This window comes from Microbacterium sp. Mcb102 (assembly GCF_024519805.1).
Taxonomy (GTDB): domain Bacteria; phylum Actinomycetota; class Actinomycetes; order Actinomycetales; family Microbacteriaceae; genus Microbacterium.
In genome coordinates this window covers 151,954-166,113 of the sequence record NZ_JALJRG010000008.1, presented here as the reverse complement: position 1 = coordinate 166,113, position 14,160 = coordinate 151,954, and the positions used below count along the sequence as shown (strand labels likewise).

Sequence of the window (14,160 nt, the reverse complement as noted above, 5' to 3'; positions counted from 1 at the left end):
ACGACGTTAGGGAGCGGTCTCAGCCGTCCACGTCGAGGAATGCGGGAGCATCGGGGCGACGGGTCCCCGGGATCCGGTCCACCGCGCCGAGGTGCTGTCGGAGGTCGTCGAGATCGGTGCGGGCGCGCTCCATCGCGAGGCGCTGACGCTCGACCACCCGGCGGGCGCGATCGGCGAGATGCACGGGCAGGGGAGTGGAGGGCGGCGTCCACGGTTCGATGACGGCCGTGTCGGCGGTGCCGGGGGCGGCCGCGAGGATCCGGTCGGCGTCGAGCTCGAGTCGATCCAGGAGCGCGGTCCACTCCGCCGTCACGTCGTCGGCGCTCACGACCGGGTCTCCGCGACGGCCCTGGCGGCTTCGTGCCAGGCATCCCGCAGCGGGGCGACGATCCCGTGGCACGCACGAGTGCGCTCGGGATCGCGGCCGATGTTGGCGCCGATCAGGGTCTGCGACAGGAAGACGTACACCGAGCGGAGGCCCGCGCTGCCGTTCCAGTCGTCGGTCAACGACGAGGTCAGCTCCGACACGATGGCCTGCGCGTGCTGCAGTTGGGCATTCGCCTCGGTCCAGTCCTCGGCTCGCTGTGCGGCCTCGCCGCGCTCGATGTCGAGCAGCAGCCGGTCGTACAGCAGCGTCACGAGACGCTCGGGTGGTGCCGAGAGGACGGCATCGTCACGGTAGCGCTGCTGCGCACGCAGGGCGGCGTTCATGCTCACTTCCCCGAGCTCGAGGTCGGCAGGGCGGCGATCTGCGACGACAGGTAGGTGGACTGCGACTGCAGCTGCGACAGCATCACCTCGAGGCGGGCGTAGGTGCGCTCGAGCGTCGCCTTCCGCTGGGCGAGGCGCACGTCCCAGCGCTCCATCTGCTCGCCGAGGCTCTTGACCTCGCTCTCCTGGCCGGTGATGCGGGAGGTGAGCAGGCCGTCGTACTTGTCGGAGTACACCTTCGCGGTGTCCTGCACGCGCGAGGCGACGTCGGAGAACAGTCCGGCGACCGCATCCGGGTCCTTCGCGAGGGCTTCGGCGAACTTCTCCTCGTCGAAGCTCAGCACGCCGTACATGTCGGTCTCGATGCCGATGGAGGAGGGAGACACCCCATCGACCGGATGCTGGATGGCATCGGCGATCGCCGTCCGCAGCGAGCGGACGGTGCTGTCGCCCGTGAAGACGCCCAGGGTGGTCTTGTCGCCCTGGTTCGCGGCGACGGTGGCCTTCGACCCGTTGTCGATACGCGTCAGGATGTCTTTGACTGCGGCGATGAACTCCGCGGAGGCCTTGGTGCGGGCCTCGGTGTCGATGGTGACGCCGATCGTGATCGGGTCGGCGGATACCGCGGAGACCGTGACATCGACGCCGTCGAACAGATCGGTGAAGGTGTTGCTCGACGAGGTCAGCACCTGTTCGGCGCTGGTGCCCGCCCACAGCCGCAACTGTGCGTCGGCGCCCATCGCGATCACGGCCGCCCCCGCTTCGGTGGCGATGTCGGATGCGGTGCCGGCCTCGACCGCGGCGACGTCACCGCGATAGGCGCGGAACTGGCCGCCCTCGCCCGAGTCGGCCGCGCGCAGCTGCAGGCGGTGCAGGGGGTTGCCGTCGGCGTCGCGGCCCGCGGGCACTGCTGACGCGACGACTCCGAAGCCCGCTTCGTTGATGGCCTGGGCGACCTCCTGCATCGAGGCGCCGTCGGCTTCGATCTGCAGACGCTCGCCCTGGGCGTTCTCGAGGGTGATCACCGGCGGGTCGACGGGCCAGCCGTTCGACGCGGCCGAGACGATGGTGTGATTCTTCGCGACCTTGTCGACGACGATCTCCGCCGAGACCGGGGCGGCGCCGGTGCGGGTGGCGACCGTGACGGTGTTCGACGACGACGATGTCGTGAAGCGTGCCAGTCCGTCGCGCGATGCGGCCTTCTCGGCGGCCGTGGCGAGGTTCTGGATCGCGGTGTTCAGTGTCTGCAGTTGGGTGACGATGCCGTTCTTGTCATCCATCTTCGCTTTGAGCAGCGAACGCGGGATGGCGTGCACGTCCATCAGGGCCTTGATGACCTCTGTGGTCTTCAGGCCGGAGACGAGGCCGTCGAGCGAGAGAGACATGTTCGCCTTTGCAGGTCGGGAGCGGACGGGGTCCGGGCGACGGTCGCGACCGCCGCCCGGACCCTATGGCGTGGTTCAGCGCAGGAGCTGGAGAACGCCCTGGTTGGACTGGTTCGCCTGGGCCAGCATGGCCGTGCCCGCCTGCGACAGGATGTTCGCCGAGGTGAACTTGACCATCTCGGACGCCATGTCGGTGTCGCGGATACGGCTCTCGGCGGCGGACAGGTTCTCCGCCGACACGTTGAGGCTGTTGATGGTCGACTCGAAGCGGTTCTGCAGCGCACCGTAACCGGCACGTGCGGTCGAGACCGCCTGGATCTCCGTGTCGATGTCAGCCAGCGCGGCACCGTAGGTGGCCGCATCCGTCATCGTCGCCGCGTAGCCCTTGATGTCTGCTCCGAGGGTGGCGAAGTTGGTCAGGCCGACCGAGATCTGGTCCTCGGCGGCGACCGCGCCCGCACCGACCTGGAACGTCAGCGTCGTGCCACCCGAGAGCAGCTTGATGCCGTTGAAGTTCGTGCTCTCGGCGATCCGGGTGAGCTCATCACCCAGGGTGTTGATCTCCTTCTGGATCGCCTCGCGCGACTTCGCGTTGTTCGAGTCGTTCGCGCCCTGAGCGGTCAGGTCGCGAACGCGCTGCAGGATCGAGTGGACCTCGGTCAGGGCGCCTTCCGCGGTCTGGATGACCGAGATGCCGTCCTGGGCGTTGCGCGCCGCCACGTTCAGGCCGTTGACCTGCGAGCGCAGGCCCTCGGAGATCGCGAGGCCGGCGGCGTCGTCCGCTGCACGGTTGATCCGCAGACCGCTCGAGAGCTTCTCGAGCGACTTCGACAGGTCGTTCTGCGTGCTGGACAGGTTGCGGTAGGCGTTGAGCGCCGACACGTTGGTGTTGATCTGCATACCCATAAGGGTTCTCCTCCGTGAATTTCGTTGTGCGAGAGACCATCCGTGGTCTCCCGCACACACCTATCGGCGGAGGCGGCGCGGGCGTTAGCCGGGCGCGTCGGGGAAAGCAGGCTAGGCGGGGGCCGATTCGCGGAAGACGCCGGCGATCCGCGCGCTGGCCGCGTCGGCGATCCGTGTGAAGTAGGCGTCCCGCGCTCCGGCCGACACCCGGGTCGTCGTGGCGGGGGCGGCGCCTTCGGCGAAGTACCGGTCCAGGGCGTCGCGCAGCAGGCGGATGGCCTCCGACCTCTGCTGCGACACGGCGGAATGGGTCACCCCGAGCTCTTCGGCGATCTCCTTGACGGGGCGTTCTTCGAAGTAGACGCCCTGCACGATCCGGCGCATGCGCTCCGGCAGCGCGGCGACGGCCTGCTCGAGCACCTCGCGGCGCTCACCGACGAGCGCCGATTCCTCGGGCAGCAGGATGTCAGCGGTCACATCGCGGGCGGCGGGGTCTTCCAGTGTGGTGACGCTGCGGGCGGCATCGCCGAGGGCTTCGAGGACGACGTCCTTCGCGACGCCCATCGTGGTGGCGACCTCGGCCGCCGTCGCCGTCCGGCCGAGTCCTGCGGTGAGGGTCTCGCGCACGGCGACCGTCTCTTTGATGCGTTTGCGGATGCCGCGGGAGGCCCAGTCCATGGAACGCATCTCATCCGCGAACGCGCCGAGGATGCGGCGGCGCGCGTAGGCGCCGAAGGGGACGCCCAGCGACGGGTCGAAGGCATCGGCGGCGGTCACGAGCGCGAGCGCTCCGACGGCCGCGAGCTCGTCACGGGGGATATGGGTTGCTCGGGCGTGCGTTTCAGAGGCGAGGTAGCCGACCAGGGGGAGGTTGCTCTCGATGAGGAGATTGCGCTCAGCGCGCGACGACATGGGGGATGATCCACCTCTCTGGATTCACTCCGGAAGCTCCAAGGAGACGAGTAGATGCACATATCACACTTTTTGTGATCTGTACATGGGGAGAACTACCCATCGCCGTTCCACATAGTAACCTTAGGGGCGCGGCAGCCGATAGTGACCTTTGGCCGCGTTAACAGGCGTGGCGATCACTGGGGAAAAGGGGATCATGGGAGCCAACGAACTATCGATACAGCTGTGGCGCGAGCGTGAACTGCTCGAGATGCTGCTCTTCAAACTAGACGAACAGCAGCTGCTGCTCGCGGCCGGACGATCCCAGTGGATCCAGTTCGCCGCGCGTGAGATCGATCAGGTCCTCGATCGCCTGCGCGGCGCGGGACTCGCGCGCACGGTCGAGGTCGCCGCGGTCGCCGAGGAGTGGGGGGCTCCGGAGGGTGCGACGATCCGAGAACTGGTCGCACACGCGCCGGAGGGCGCGTGGCAAGAGGTCTTCGCCGACCACATGCGCGCGCTGACGAAACTCGCCGCCGAAGTCGAGCAGCTGCGCGACGCGAACACGGAGCAGCTCAGCGGCGTGCTCCGTGCCACTCAGGAAACGCTCGCCGCGCTGGGGCACGAGACGGGCGAATACACGACGAACGGTGACCGCGCGCGCGACGACGCAGCGCGCATCATCGATACCGAGATGTGACCGGAAGGGGATCATGTCGACCTTCAGCGGATTGAACACCGCGGCCAGCGGACTCGCGGCCGCCCGACGCGGCATGGACGTGGTCGGGCAGAACATCGCCAACCAGAAGACCGAGGGGTACACGCGCCAGCGGGTCCAGACCTCGGCCATCGCCGCGATCGCCCAGACCGGCCGATTCAGCGTCGGCGTTCTGCCGGGACACGGCGTCTCGATCGACGGCGTCGCCCGTCTCGGCGATGCCCTGCTCGAAGCCCGCGTCCGCGACTCGCTCGCCGCATCGGGCTTCTGGTCCACGCGCGCGGTCGCCGCGACCACGATCGAGGCCTCGCTCGCCGAGCCCACCGAGAACGGACTGGCGGCGCGACTGTCGAAGTTCTGGTCCGGCTGGCAAGATCTCGCAAACACACCGGACTCCGGTGCAGCGGCATCCACCATCCTCGAATCCGCCAAGGAGCTCGCGTCCCACATCGCCGGCGGCTACCGCACCGTGGCCACCCAGTGGAGCGACGCGCGGGCCACCGCCGAGCGCACCGTCACGCAGGTCAATGCCGCCGCCGACCAGATCGCGGTGCTCAACGGCGAGATCCGCGACGCCCTCGCCTCCGGGCGCTCGGCGAACGAGCTCATGGACCAGCGGAGCGTGCTCGCGCAGAACGTCGCCCGCATGTCCGGGGCGGCGGCCACCATCGAGAGCGACGGGTCGATGACCCTCCGCGTCGGCGGTAACGCGCTGGTCTCGGGTTCCGATGCGCGCCACCTCGTCCTCAACGGCCCGGCCACGATCGACGCGGGGCAGCGCTTCACCGTCTCGTGGGAATCCGCGCCCGATCTCCCGGCCTCGATCGACGGCGGCGAGCTCGGCGGCTCGCTCGCCGTGCTCGCACCTGCAGCCGACGGCGGCATGCTCGCGCAGCTCGCCTCGACCTACGACGCGGTGGCGACAGCCCTGGCCGGTGCGCTGAACGCGCAGCACCGTGCGGGTGTCACCTCGTCCGGGCAGCCGGGCGGCGACTTCTTCACCCTTCCGACGACCGGGTCGGCCGCGCTCGGACTGCGGGTCGCCGTGACGACCCCGTCCGAGCTGGCGCTCGCCGCACCGGGTGCCGGTGCGCTGGATGCGACCAACGCCGACCTGATCTCGCAGATCGGGCGCGGCGCCACCTCGCCCGACGCGCTCTGGTCCGATCACGTCACGCGCTTCGGGGTGGCGACGGCAGCCGACGTGCAGCGGGCGAAGGTCTCCGATTCGGCGGCTGTCGCGGCGGTCGGGGCGCAGCAGTCCGTTGCCGCCGTCGACGGCGACGAGGAGACGATCAGCCTGCTCACCTACCAGACCGCCTACCAGGCTGCAGCCCGCGTGATGACGGCGGTGGACGAGGCGCTCGACGTCCTCATCAACCGCACCGGCCTCGTCGGACGCTGATAAAGGAGCATCGTGATCTCTCGAGTGACATCGTCATCCATGACGCAGACGGCGATGCGCCAGCTGCAGTCCAACCTCACCGAGCTGGCGCGTCTGCAGGAGCAGGCGACGTCGCAGCGCGCTTTCGCCACTCCGTCCGAAGACCCGGCGGCCGCGGCCGCGGCCCTCGCCCTGCATGCGGAGCAGCGCCGCAACGACCAGTACGCACGCAACATCGACGACGGGCTCGCGTGGGTCACGGCGGCGGATGTCGCGATCACCGCGAGCACCTCGCTGCTGGGCCGGGTCCGCGACCTCACCGCCCAGGGGGCGAACGACGGTGCGCTGGATGCCACCGCCAAGGAGGCCCTGGCCGTCGAGCTCGAGGGCATCCGCAAGGAGCTCCTGTCCCAGGCCAACACCCGACTCCTCGGTCGCTCGGTGTTCGCCGGCACCTCGGACACGGCGGCCTTCGCCGCGGACTACTCGTACAGCGGCGTGGCGGGCTCCGAGGTCAGCCGCCGCGTCTCCGACGCGGCATCCGTCCGCGTCGACACCGACGGCGCCGCGGTCTTCGGCACCGGCGACGACTCGGTGTTCGCCCTCGTCGACAAGATCGTCGCCGACCTCCGTTCCGGTACGAACGTCGGCCCCCGTCTCGCGGAGATCGACGATCGACGCACCGCCATGCTCGGAGTGCAGGGCTCCGTCGGAACCCGCCAGTCCCAGATCGAACGCGCCAAGGAGGCGGCAGTGCAGAATTCCGTGTCCCTCGAGTCCCGCCGCACGGCGGTCGAGGACGTCGATTCGATCGAGGTGCTCGTGCGGTTGCAAGCGCAGGAGCTCGTGTACCGCTCCGCGCTCGCGGTGAACGCGCGCGTTCTCCAGCCCTCGCTGATGGACTTCCTGCGATGACCGCGGCTCTCAGCTTCCTGACGCCCCCTCCGGGACTCGCGCCGCACGTCGACTTCGCTCTCGCACCGGTCGACGGTGCGGACGGTCTGTTCTCGATGCGAGCCGTGGACGACGCGGATCTGCGCCTGTACCTCGTCGACCCGAGCACCGTGCTCGGCGAGTATGCGCCGATCCTCACCGACGACCAGGCCGAGAGCCTCGCGCTCGCCTCGGCCGACGACGCACTGGTCCTCGTGGTCGCCCACCCCTCCACGGAAGGCGTGAGCGTGAACCTGATGGCGCCGGTGATCGTCAATCGCACCACGGGAGCCGCGTCGCAGGTGATCCTCGAGGATCAGGACTACCCGCTCCGGGCTCCACTGGGCTGAGGCGCGAGCCGCGGGCACTCCGGGCCGCTCTCACAGCGCGACCACGGCTACCCTGGAGACGTGATCCTTGCCGTCGACACCTCCCTGGGCACCGCTGTCGCCCTCATCGATGCCGACGGGGCGCGACGCGCCGAAGCCGCCGCCACCGACCCGCTGGGCCACGCCGAGGTGATCGGCGACCTGCTCGTCGCGGCGCTCAGCGATGCGGGTGACGGCGAGGTGACGCATGTCGTCGCCGGCATGGGCCCCGGACCCTTCACCGGGCTCCGCATCGGCATCGCCGCGGCCCGCGCCTTCGCCCTCGGGCGCGGCATCCCGGTCGTCCCGGTCCCCAGCCATCTCGCCGCCGCTCTCACCGCGCTCGAGACCGAGTCGCAGCCGTTCGCGATCGTCACCGACGCCCGCCGCCGTGAGGTCGCGATCACCGTCTTCGACGGGGTGGATGCCGACGGGGTCCCGCACATCGTCGCCGACACCGTCCTGGTGCGGGCGGCCGACGCCGACGCGCACCTCGACGGCATCCGCCGCATCGATGTCGCCACCCTGTCGGCGGCGGACCTGGCGCGCGTCGGAGCACGCGCCCTGGCAGCCGGTCGCACGCTCACGGGTGACGAGCCGCTCTACATGCGCCACCCCGACGTGACGGTGCCCGGTGCACCGAAGAAGGTCGGCTCATGACCCTGCGCGACGCCACCGCGGACGACCTCGACGCGATCATGGCGATCGAGGAGCGGTCCTTCCCGACCGACGCGTGGAGCCGCGAGACCATGGCCGCCGAGCTCGAGAGCATCCACGGCCGCTACCTCGTCGACGACCACGACGGCGCGGTCATCGGCTACGGCGGCGTGCGCGCGCTGCGTGGCAGTGCCGACGCCGACATCCAGACCATCGCGCTCCTCGCCGAGCACCGCGGGCAGGGTCGGGGCCGCGCGCTCCTGCGTGCTCTCCTGGCCGCCGCGGCCGAGCGCGGTGCCCGTGAGGTGTTCCTCGAGGTCAGGGCCGACAACCCCGCGGCGGAAGGCCTGTACCTCGCGGAGGGGTTCGAGGAGATCGGCCGTCGCCCCCGCTACTATCAGCCGGACGACGTGGACGCGATCGTGATGCGTCTGGAACTGCGCCGCCACCCGGCATCGCACGACACGACCGAGGAGGCGAAGGCATGAGCGAACCTCTGGTCCTCGGCATCGAGACGAGCTGCGACGAGACCGGGATCGGCATCGTCCGCGGGCGCACCCTGCTCTCCAACACCATCGCGTCGAGCATGGACGAGCACGCCCGATACGGCGGCGTCGTGCCCGAGGTCGCCGCGCGGGCGCACCTCGAGGCGCTTCAGCCCGCCATCGATGCGGCACTCGCCGAAGCAGGGGTGCGTCTCGACGACCTCGATGCGGTCGCCGTCACGAGCGGCCCCGGCCTCGCGGGCGCGCTCATGGTCGGAGTGGGCGCCGCCAAGGGCCTGGCCGTCTCGATCGACAAGCCGCTGTACGCCGTCAACCACCTCGTCGGCCACATCGCCGCCGACATCCTCACGGCCGATTCCGCGCCGCTCGAGTACCCGACCATCGCGCTGCTCGTCTCCGGTGGTCACACCTCGCTGCTGCACGTCCGCGACCTCACCACCGACGTCGAGCTGCTCGGCGAGACGATGGACGACGCGGCTGGCGAAGCCTTCGACAAGGTCGCCCGGCTCCTTTCGCTGCCGTACCCCGGCGGTCCCGAGATCGACCGGGCGGCGGCCGACGGTGACCCGAACGCGATCCGGTTCCCGCGCGGTCTCTCCCGGGCATCGGATCTGGCGCAGCATCGGTACGACTTCTCGTTCTCGGGTCTGAAGACCGCGGTGGCCCGGTGGGTCGAGCGCTGCGAGGCCGACGGGGTCGAGGTGCCCGTGGCCGATGTCGCCGCGAGCTTCCGCGAGGCGGTCGTCGACGTGCTGGTGACCAAGGCACTCGCGGCCTGCGCCGACCTCGGGGTGCCGCGCCTGCTGCTGGGCGGCGGCGTGATCGCGAACCGTCGGCTGCGCGAGGTCGCCCTCCGGCGTGCCGATGAGGCGGGAGTCACGGTGCGCATCCCGCCCCTCTCGCTGTGCACCGACAACGGCGCGATGATCGCCGCGCTGGCCGCCGAGCTGATCTCCTCGGGGCGGCGCCCCTCGACTCTGGCGTTCGGGGCGGACTCCACCCTTCCGGTCACCGAGATCCAGATCGCCGAGGCGGTGCCCGCATGAGCGACGTCTCCGGCTCGTCCGACGCGAAGACCCCCCGGACTCCGCCGGCGCGCGTCGAACGCGCCAGTGACGAGGTCGAGCAGCATCCCGGGGCGGCGCCGCGGCTTCCCGGCGCCCGTCGCGAGGGCTACACGAAACTGCCCACCGGCCCCGTCGGCATCGAGCCCGTGGTGGTGAGCGGGCCCGACATCGATGCCCCGGGCGAGGCGGAGTGGGAGCCGACGACCGGGGCCATCCCGGTCGACGACACCCGCCTCGCGCCGTGGGCCCTGCTCGCCGCGATCGTGGCGCTCGGAGCATCGTTCTTCGTCGGCTGGGGGATCCCCGTCGCGGTCGTCGCGGTGATCGCCGCGATCATGTCGCTGCGTCGTCCGCTCGAGAGCCGTTCCATCGCGCTGTGGGCGCTCGTGCTGGGCCTCTGCGCGACCGCGTACAGCCTGGGCTGGTTGGTCTGGGCGGGCATGCAGTTCGAGAAGCTCGGCTGACCGGATGCTCGAGCCGGAGGAGTCGGAGGAGCTGCGTTCCCTGCAGGCGCGGGCGTATGGTCGCGATTCCTCGCTGACATCGGCCGAAGCCGAACGCCTCCGCGAGCTGGAGGACCTCAGGCTCGCACCGGTCGCCGAGGCTGCACCCGCCGCACACCCGGGCGAAGTGGAGCGGAGCGCCGCCGCCGAGCCCGATACCGCGGTCGCCGTCTCCGAAGCCGCGCCCGCCGACGAGGGCCGAGTGTCCGCGGGGGAAGACGCGGCAGACGACGCGGTCGACGCCCTCTCGCCCGCATCGTCGTCCTGGCGCTCCCTGTTCTCGCTGCTCCGCACGCGCTGGCGGCCGGTCGCCCTGGTGGCCGTCGCGGTGCTCGCGATCGGGGTGGGGGTCGGCTGGCTCGCGTTCGGCCGATCCGGAGCCGCGGCGGTGGAGCTGACCGCCGACCAGCAGGGATGGCAGAACGATCTCGTCGCGGCCGGCGTGTACGATCCCGGTTCGATCCGCGCGCTCAGCGTCGAGGAGGACGTGGTCATCTGGACGGCGACGAAGGACACGAAGGAGCGCACCTGCCTGATCCTCGGCACGGGTGAGGCGACGGTTCCGTCCTGTGACCGTACGGAGATGATCGCCGAGACCGGGATCTACGGCTCGATCTCGGTCAAGGGTCACAAGGGCCTGCAGCGCGAGGTCAGCGCGCAGATGCTGTTCACCGCATCGGGCGAACCCGCTGTCGCGGTGAGCGTCTACGACTACGACCCGACGGAGAGCGGCATCACCTACGCGAACGAGGCCGAATCGGAGACGGCGGCCCGGTTGGCGGAGAACGGCTTCGACGCCGGCTCGCTCTGGGTCGTCGGCTACGACGGCGACGTGCCGATCTGGATGGCCTCGCAGACCGAGTCGCAGAACCAGTGCCTCATCTACGACGGATCGACCGATGAGGCTCCGGTCACCTGCGCCGACCCGCAGACCATGCAGGAGCAGGCCTCGAGCCTCGTGCTCAACGTCGTCGACACGGAGACGGGCGGCGTGACGCACCTGGAGATGATGTCGAATCGGGGGCCCGGGTATCTGACCATCACCCGGGAGGGAGATGCCTCGGGTGCCGTCGGAGACTGAGGCCGAAGAGTTACGGGCACTGCAGCGGAAGGCCTATGGCCGAGGAGGGCTGCTGACCGCAACGGAATCGCAGCGGCTGCGCGCGCTCGAGGATTCGCGTCGCTCGCACGCCGCGGCCGCGTCCCCGGAGCGGTCGGAGGCCGGCCACGGTACCGACGGCGATGGCGGATCCATGAGGCGGGACCAGACGGAGCCGGCGATCGGGCCCGTCGACGAAGCGTTCGCTGCGAACACGGCCTCTGAGGCGGCCGAGGTTCCCTCCGCAGCGCTCACGCAGCGTGCTCCGGATGCGCAGGCATCGCCGACGCCGCAGCCGACGCCCCCGACCCCGGCTCGAGGCTCGATGCGCCGGCAGGTGGTGGCGACGCTGGTCGCCGTGTCCGCCGTCCTGCTCGCGCTCGGCGTCGGCATCGGTTGGGGGCTGTTCGCGCCGCGAGCCGGCGGCATCCCGCTGACGGCGGAGCAGCAGCAGCGCCTCGGAGAGCTGGTCACCGAGGCGTTCGATCCCGGTTCGGTCCGCGCGGTCGCGCAGGATGGTGATGCCCTCGTCTGGTACGCGACGAAGGACGAGGGATCGGCTGCCTGCCTGGTCCTCGACGTCGGCGTGCAGTCGCAGACGAACTGTCTCGCCGCGGAGGAGTCGGAGCGCGGACTGTCGGCGTCGTTGTCGCTCCCGGGGGAGACGGGCTCCGACATCATCCAGGCCACGATGCTCCTTTCGACAGCGGGGGAGCCGCTGGTCGCGATCCAACGGTGGGGTGGGGTCGATTCGCTCCTGGCCCAGTTCCCCGAAGACGTGCGCGACCGGGCGGAATCGCTGACGACGGAGGGGTTCGAGCTCGGTCTCTCGCTCGTCGGTGTCTTCCGGGACGCGCCGGTGTGGCTGGGGGATCGGCTATCGGAACAGGGCGCCACCGAGCGGTGCCTGATCGTGGATGCCGCCGGGCCGGTCGTCTGCAAGGGCTTCGAGACCGCGTTCGCGGAGGGACTCACTGTGAAACTCGAGACCGTCGACCCCTCGGGTGCGCGGGTCGCGACCGCGGCGTTGGACCTGCAGTTCACGAACCAGCAGACGCCGTACCTGACTGTCTCCGTCGACTCCGCAGCGCCCGATGGCGTGGACGAGGTGTCCGATGCGGTGGATGACCCCTTGATGATCCAGCTGTCGCCGGGCGGTCGGATCGAGCTCCAGGACCCGGGCGACGACGGCTGACCCCGGCGGGGCGGGTCGCGATCAGCTCGCGGCCGGAACCCGATCGGCGAGGATCGCCCGCCGCTGATCGCCGATACGCGCGAGGATCAGCGTGGCCTCCTGATCACCGCGCAGCGTGAGCTTCTTCCGGAACGCCGCAGGGTCGATGTCGACACCGCGCTTCTTGATCTCGATGCGACCGACGCCGTGCGCCTTGAGAGCGGCGTTGATCGCCTTGGGGTTGGCGGGCAGGGTCTCGCGCACGCGGAACGACTGCACGAACGGGCTCGTCAGCGCGGCATCCGAGGTGAGATAGGCGATGTGCTCGTCGAGCATCCCGGCATCGAGGCTCCGGGCCACATCGCCGATCAGGCGGGCGCGGATCACGGCGCCGTCCGGCTCGTGCACGAAGGCGCCGAGCTCGCGCACGGGCTCATCGGCCACGTCGGCCGGTGCGGTCATCTCGTGCGATCGGTCGCCGCGGATCACGAGCGCCGAGCGTCGCACGCCTTCTCGGGCGAGGGCGCCGCTCCACACGACCAGCTCGACGACGCTGCCGTCGGCGCTCACCCACTGCGCCTCGGCGTCGGCGGGAAGAGCGTCGCGGTCGTGCGCGGGGCCGAGCTTGATGCCCGTCGGCACGCGCGCCGCGACGTCGAAGGCCCAGTCCAGCGAGGGGGAGTAGTCGTCTGCAGAGACGCGGCGGGTCTCACTGTGCCCGGAGGTGCGCCGGGCGGGATCCATCCAGATCGCGCGTGCGTTCGAAGCATCCGAGCCCTCGAAGGCGTCTTCCGCCGTGCTGTGCCGAACCACCGCGCCCTCTCCGAAGGGCGCGAGGTTGTAGGCCGCGATGGCGGCGGTGACCTCGTCGGCATCGACGGCGAGCACATCGAGTCCGGCTCCGGCGAACGCGAGGGCGTCGCCGCCGATCCCGCAGCCGAGGTCGGCAACGGTGGTGAACCCCGCGCTGCGGATCCGCTGGGCGTGTCGTGCGGCCACACCGAGCCGCGTCGCCTGCTCGAGCCCGGCTCGGGTGAACAGCATCCGCGCGGCGAAGGGGCCGAACTTCGCCGACGCCTTGGACCGCAGGTGCGCCTGGCCGACCACCGCCGAGACCAGCTCGGGGGAGTGCCCGGCGGCACGCAGCCGTGACACGGCGCGGGCGACGTCGGCGGTCGACCCGATCGTCCCGACCGTGTCGAGCAGTTCGAGACCGGCGGGGGTCAGCAGGGCACGCAGCTCGGACATCTCCACGTCCTCAGCCTAATTCCCGCTCGCATCACTGAATCACGGCGTGCGTTGGCACTCGCATTGCATGAGTGCCAGCCCAGCGCATAGACTGGATTAGCACTCTCGGGTTGAGAGTGCGAACAAGTCTTTCGTGTCAGTGTCAAGAAAGAAGAGGTAGACCGTGTCGGTTTCCATCAAGCCGCTCGAAGACCGCATCGTCATCCAGCAGGTCGAGGCCGAGCAGACCACCGCGAGTGGCCTGGTCATCCCCGACACCGCCAAGGAGAAGCCCCAGGAGGGCGAGGTCGTGGCCGTCGGCCCCGGCCGCATCGACGACAACGGCAACCGCGTTCCGATCGACGTCGCTGTCGGCGACCGTGTCCTGTACAGCAAGTACGGCGGCACCGAGGTCAAGTTCGGCGCAGACGAGTACCTCGTCCTGTCCGCTCGCGACGTCCTGGCGGTCGTCGTCCGCTGATCTGCGGAACCGGGTTCCGCCCCTCTCGAAGAGGTGGTGCCCAGGTCCTCGAAGGGGGCTCGGATGCTTCGGCATCCGAGCCCCCTTCTGCATCCCGCCATCAGGCATCCGATTCCTGCCGATCTCCGAGGGGCGACGGGCCGCCGCTCT

17 protein-coding genes are annotated in these 14,160 nt (G+C 70.3%); 11 read left to right on the top strand and 6 right to left on the bottom strand.

What is annotated here, in order from left to right:
- Positions 1-19 precede the first annotated feature (19 nt).
- From OC372_RS17910 to OC372_RS17890, 5 genes are all read right to left on the bottom strand, one after another.
- Complete coding sequence (locus OC372_RS17910; RefSeq protein WP_262003388.1) at positions 20-328, bottom strand: hypothetical protein; 309 nt, start codon at positions 326-328, stop codon at positions 20-22.
- Positions 325-711 carry a flagellar export chaperone FliS gene (gene fliS / locus OC372_RS17905; RefSeq protein WP_262003386.1) on the bottom strand — a complete coding sequence of 129 codons (387 nt, stop codon included), beginning with the start codon at positions 709-711 and terminating at the stop codon, positions 325-327. Before fliS ends, OC372_RS17910 begins: the two co-directional genes overlap by 4 nt.
- A 2-nt stretch (positions 712-713) precedes the next feature.
- The gene (gene fliD / locus OC372_RS17900; RefSeq protein ID WP_262003384.1) at positions 714-2,096 is read right to left on the bottom strand and encodes a flagellar filament capping protein FliD; all 1,383 of its coding nucleotides are present in this window, start codon (positions 2,094-2,096) and stop codon (positions 714-716) included.
- A gap of 75 nt (positions 2,097-2,171) precedes the next feature.
- The gene (locus OC372_RS17895; protein ID WP_262003382.1) at positions 2,172-3,002 is read right to left on the bottom strand and encodes a flagellin; all 831 of its coding nucleotides are present in this window, start codon (positions 3,000-3,002) and stop codon (positions 2,172-2,174) included.
- A 111-nt stretch (positions 3,003-3,113) separates the two neighbouring features.
- Positions 3,114-3,914 carry a sigma-70 family RNA polymerase sigma factor gene (locus OC372_RS17890; protein ID WP_262003380.1) on the bottom strand — a complete coding sequence of 267 codons (801 nt, stop codon included), beginning with the start codon at positions 3,912-3,914 and terminating at the stop codon, positions 3,114-3,116.
- Between the two features lie 196 nt (positions 3,915-4,110).
- Between OC372_RS17890 and flgN the strand changes: the two genes are divergently transcribed.
- Genes flgN through OC372_RS17840 form a run of 10 tightly spaced genes read left to right on the top strand, consistent with a single transcriptional unit; the run spans position 4,111 to position 12,323 of the window.
- On the top strand, positions 4,111-4,593 hold the full coding sequence (gene flgN / locus OC372_RS17885; protein ID WP_029262230.1) for a flagellar export chaperone FlgN: 483 nt from the start codon (positions 4,111-4,113) through the stop codon (positions 4,591-4,593).
- A 13-nt stretch (positions 4,594-4,606) separates the two neighbouring features.
- The gene (gene flgK / locus OC372_RS17880) at positions 4,607-6,016 is read left to right on the top strand and encodes a flagellar hook-associated protein FlgK (RefSeq protein WP_262003377.1); all 1,410 of its coding nucleotides are present in this window, start codon (positions 4,607-4,609) and stop codon (positions 6,014-6,016) included.
- 12 nt (positions 6,017-6,028) lie between these two features.
- Positions 6,029-6,910: a flagellar hook-associated protein FlgL gene (flgL, locus tag OC372_RS17875; RefSeq protein WP_029262232.1), complete on the top strand. Its 882-nt coding sequence runs from the start codon at positions 6,029-6,031 to the stop codon at positions 6,908-6,910.
- Positions 6,907-7,278 (top strand): flagellar assembly protein FliW, encoded by a 372-nt coding sequence (locus tag OC372_RS17870; protein WP_029262233.1) that lies wholly within the window; start codon positions 6,907-6,909, stop codon positions 7,276-7,278. The genes flgL and OC372_RS17870 overlap by 4 nt, the downstream gene beginning before the upstream one ends.
- A gap of 60 nt (positions 7,279-7,338) precedes the next feature.
- Positions 7,339-7,956, top strand: a complete 618-nt coding sequence (tsaB, locus tag OC372_RS17865) for a tRNA (adenosine(37)-N6)-threonylcarbamoyltransferase complex dimerization subunit type 1 TsaB (protein ID WP_262003374.1) — start codon at positions 7,339-7,341, stop codon at positions 7,954-7,956.
- Positions 7,953-8,441 (top strand): ribosomal protein S18-alanine N-acetyltransferase, encoded by a 489-nt coding sequence (rimI, locus tag OC372_RS17860; RefSeq protein ID WP_262003372.1) that lies wholly within the window; start codon positions 7,953-7,955, stop codon positions 8,439-8,441. The genes tsaB and rimI overlap by 4 nt, the downstream gene beginning before the upstream one ends.
- Entirely contained in the window at positions 8,438-9,505 is a 1,068-nt protein-coding gene (gene tsaD, locus OC372_RS17855; protein ID WP_262003370.1) for a tRNA (adenosine(37)-N6)-threonylcarbamoyltransferase complex transferase subunit TsaD, read from the top strand. The genes rimI and tsaD overlap by 4 nt, the downstream gene beginning before the upstream one ends.
- Entirely contained in the window at positions 9,502-9,990 is a 489-nt protein-coding gene (locus OC372_RS17850) for a hypothetical protein (RefSeq protein WP_029262237.1), read from the top strand. The genes tsaD and OC372_RS17850 overlap by 4 nt, the downstream gene beginning before the upstream one ends.
- Before the next feature lie 4 nt (positions 9,991-9,994).
- Positions 9,995-11,110, top strand: coding sequence for a hypothetical protein (locus OC372_RS17845; RefSeq protein ID WP_029262238.1), 1,116 nt, complete (start codon positions 9,995-9,997; stop codon positions 11,108-11,110).
- Positions 11,094-12,323 carry a hypothetical protein gene (locus OC372_RS17840; RefSeq protein ID WP_262003367.1) on the top strand — a complete coding sequence of 410 codons (1,230 nt, stop codon included), beginning with the start codon at positions 11,094-11,096 and terminating at the stop codon, positions 12,321-12,323. Before OC372_RS17845 ends, OC372_RS17840 begins: the two co-directional genes overlap by 17 nt.
- Before the next feature lie 21 nt (positions 12,324-12,344).
- On the opposite strand, the gene OC372_RS17835 is transcribed toward OC372_RS17840, so the two are convergent.
- Positions 12,345-13,556 carry a class I SAM-dependent methyltransferase gene (locus OC372_RS17835; protein ID WP_262003365.1) on the bottom strand — a complete coding sequence of 404 codons (1,212 nt, stop codon included), beginning with the start codon at positions 13,554-13,556 and terminating at the stop codon, positions 12,345-12,347.
- Positions 13,557-13,713: 157 nt separating this feature from the next.
- Here OC372_RS17835 and groES point away from each other — a divergent pair, with 157 nt between their 5' ends.
- Positions 13,714-14,010 (top strand): co-chaperone GroES, encoded by a 297-nt coding sequence (gene groES, locus OC372_RS17830; protein ID WP_028502311.1) that lies wholly within the window; start codon positions 13,714-13,716, stop codon positions 14,008-14,010.
- The last annotated feature ends 150 nt before the right edge of the window (positions 14,011-14,160 follow it).

What these genes read in the sequence shown, in the direction of transcription:
- OC372_RS17890 (WP_262003380.1), bottom strand. Translation starts at nt 3,914, where the DNA reads ATGTCGTCGCGCGCTGAGCGCAATCTCCTCATCGAGAGCAACCTCCCC.
- OC372_RS17870 (WP_029262233.1), top strand. Translation starts at nt 6,907, where the DNA reads ATGACCGCGGCTCTCAGCTTCCTGACGCCCCCTCCGGGACTCGCGCCG.
- flgK (WP_262003377.1), top strand. Translation starts at nt 4,607, where the DNA reads ATGTCGACCTTCAGCGGATTGAACACCGCGGCCAGCGGACTCGCGGCC.
- tsaD (WP_262003370.1), top strand. Translation starts at nt 8,438, where the DNA reads ATGAGCGAACCTCTGGTCCTCGGCATCGAGACGAGCTGCGACGAGACC.
- fliD (WP_262003384.1), bottom strand. Translation starts at nt 2,096, where the DNA reads ATGTCTCTCTCGCTCGACGGCCTCGTCTCCGGCCTGAAGACCACAGAG.
- OC372_RS17850 (WP_029262237.1), top strand. Translation starts at nt 9,502, where the DNA reads ATGAGCGACGTCTCCGGCTCGTCCGACGCGAAGACCCCCCGGACTCCG.
- OC372_RS17845 (WP_029262238.1), top strand. Translation starts at nt 9,995, where the DNA reads ATGCTCGAGCCGGAGGAGTCGGAGGAGCTGCGTTCCCTGCAGGCGCGG.
- rimI (WP_262003372.1), top strand. Translation starts at nt 7,953, where the DNA reads ATGACCCTGCGCGACGCCACCGCGGACGACCTCGACGCGATCATGGCG.
- OC372_RS17895 (WP_262003382.1), bottom strand. Translation starts at nt 3,002, where the DNA reads ATGGGTATGCAGATCAACACCAACGTGTCGGCGCTCAACGCCTACCGC.
- flgN (WP_029262230.1), top strand. Translation starts at nt 4,111, where the DNA reads ATGGGAGCCAACGAACTATCGATACAGCTGTGGCGCGAGCGTGAACTG.
- fliS (WP_262003386.1), bottom strand. Translation starts at nt 711, where the DNA reads ATGAACGCCGCCCTGCGTGCGCAGCAGCGCTACCGTGACGATGCCGTC.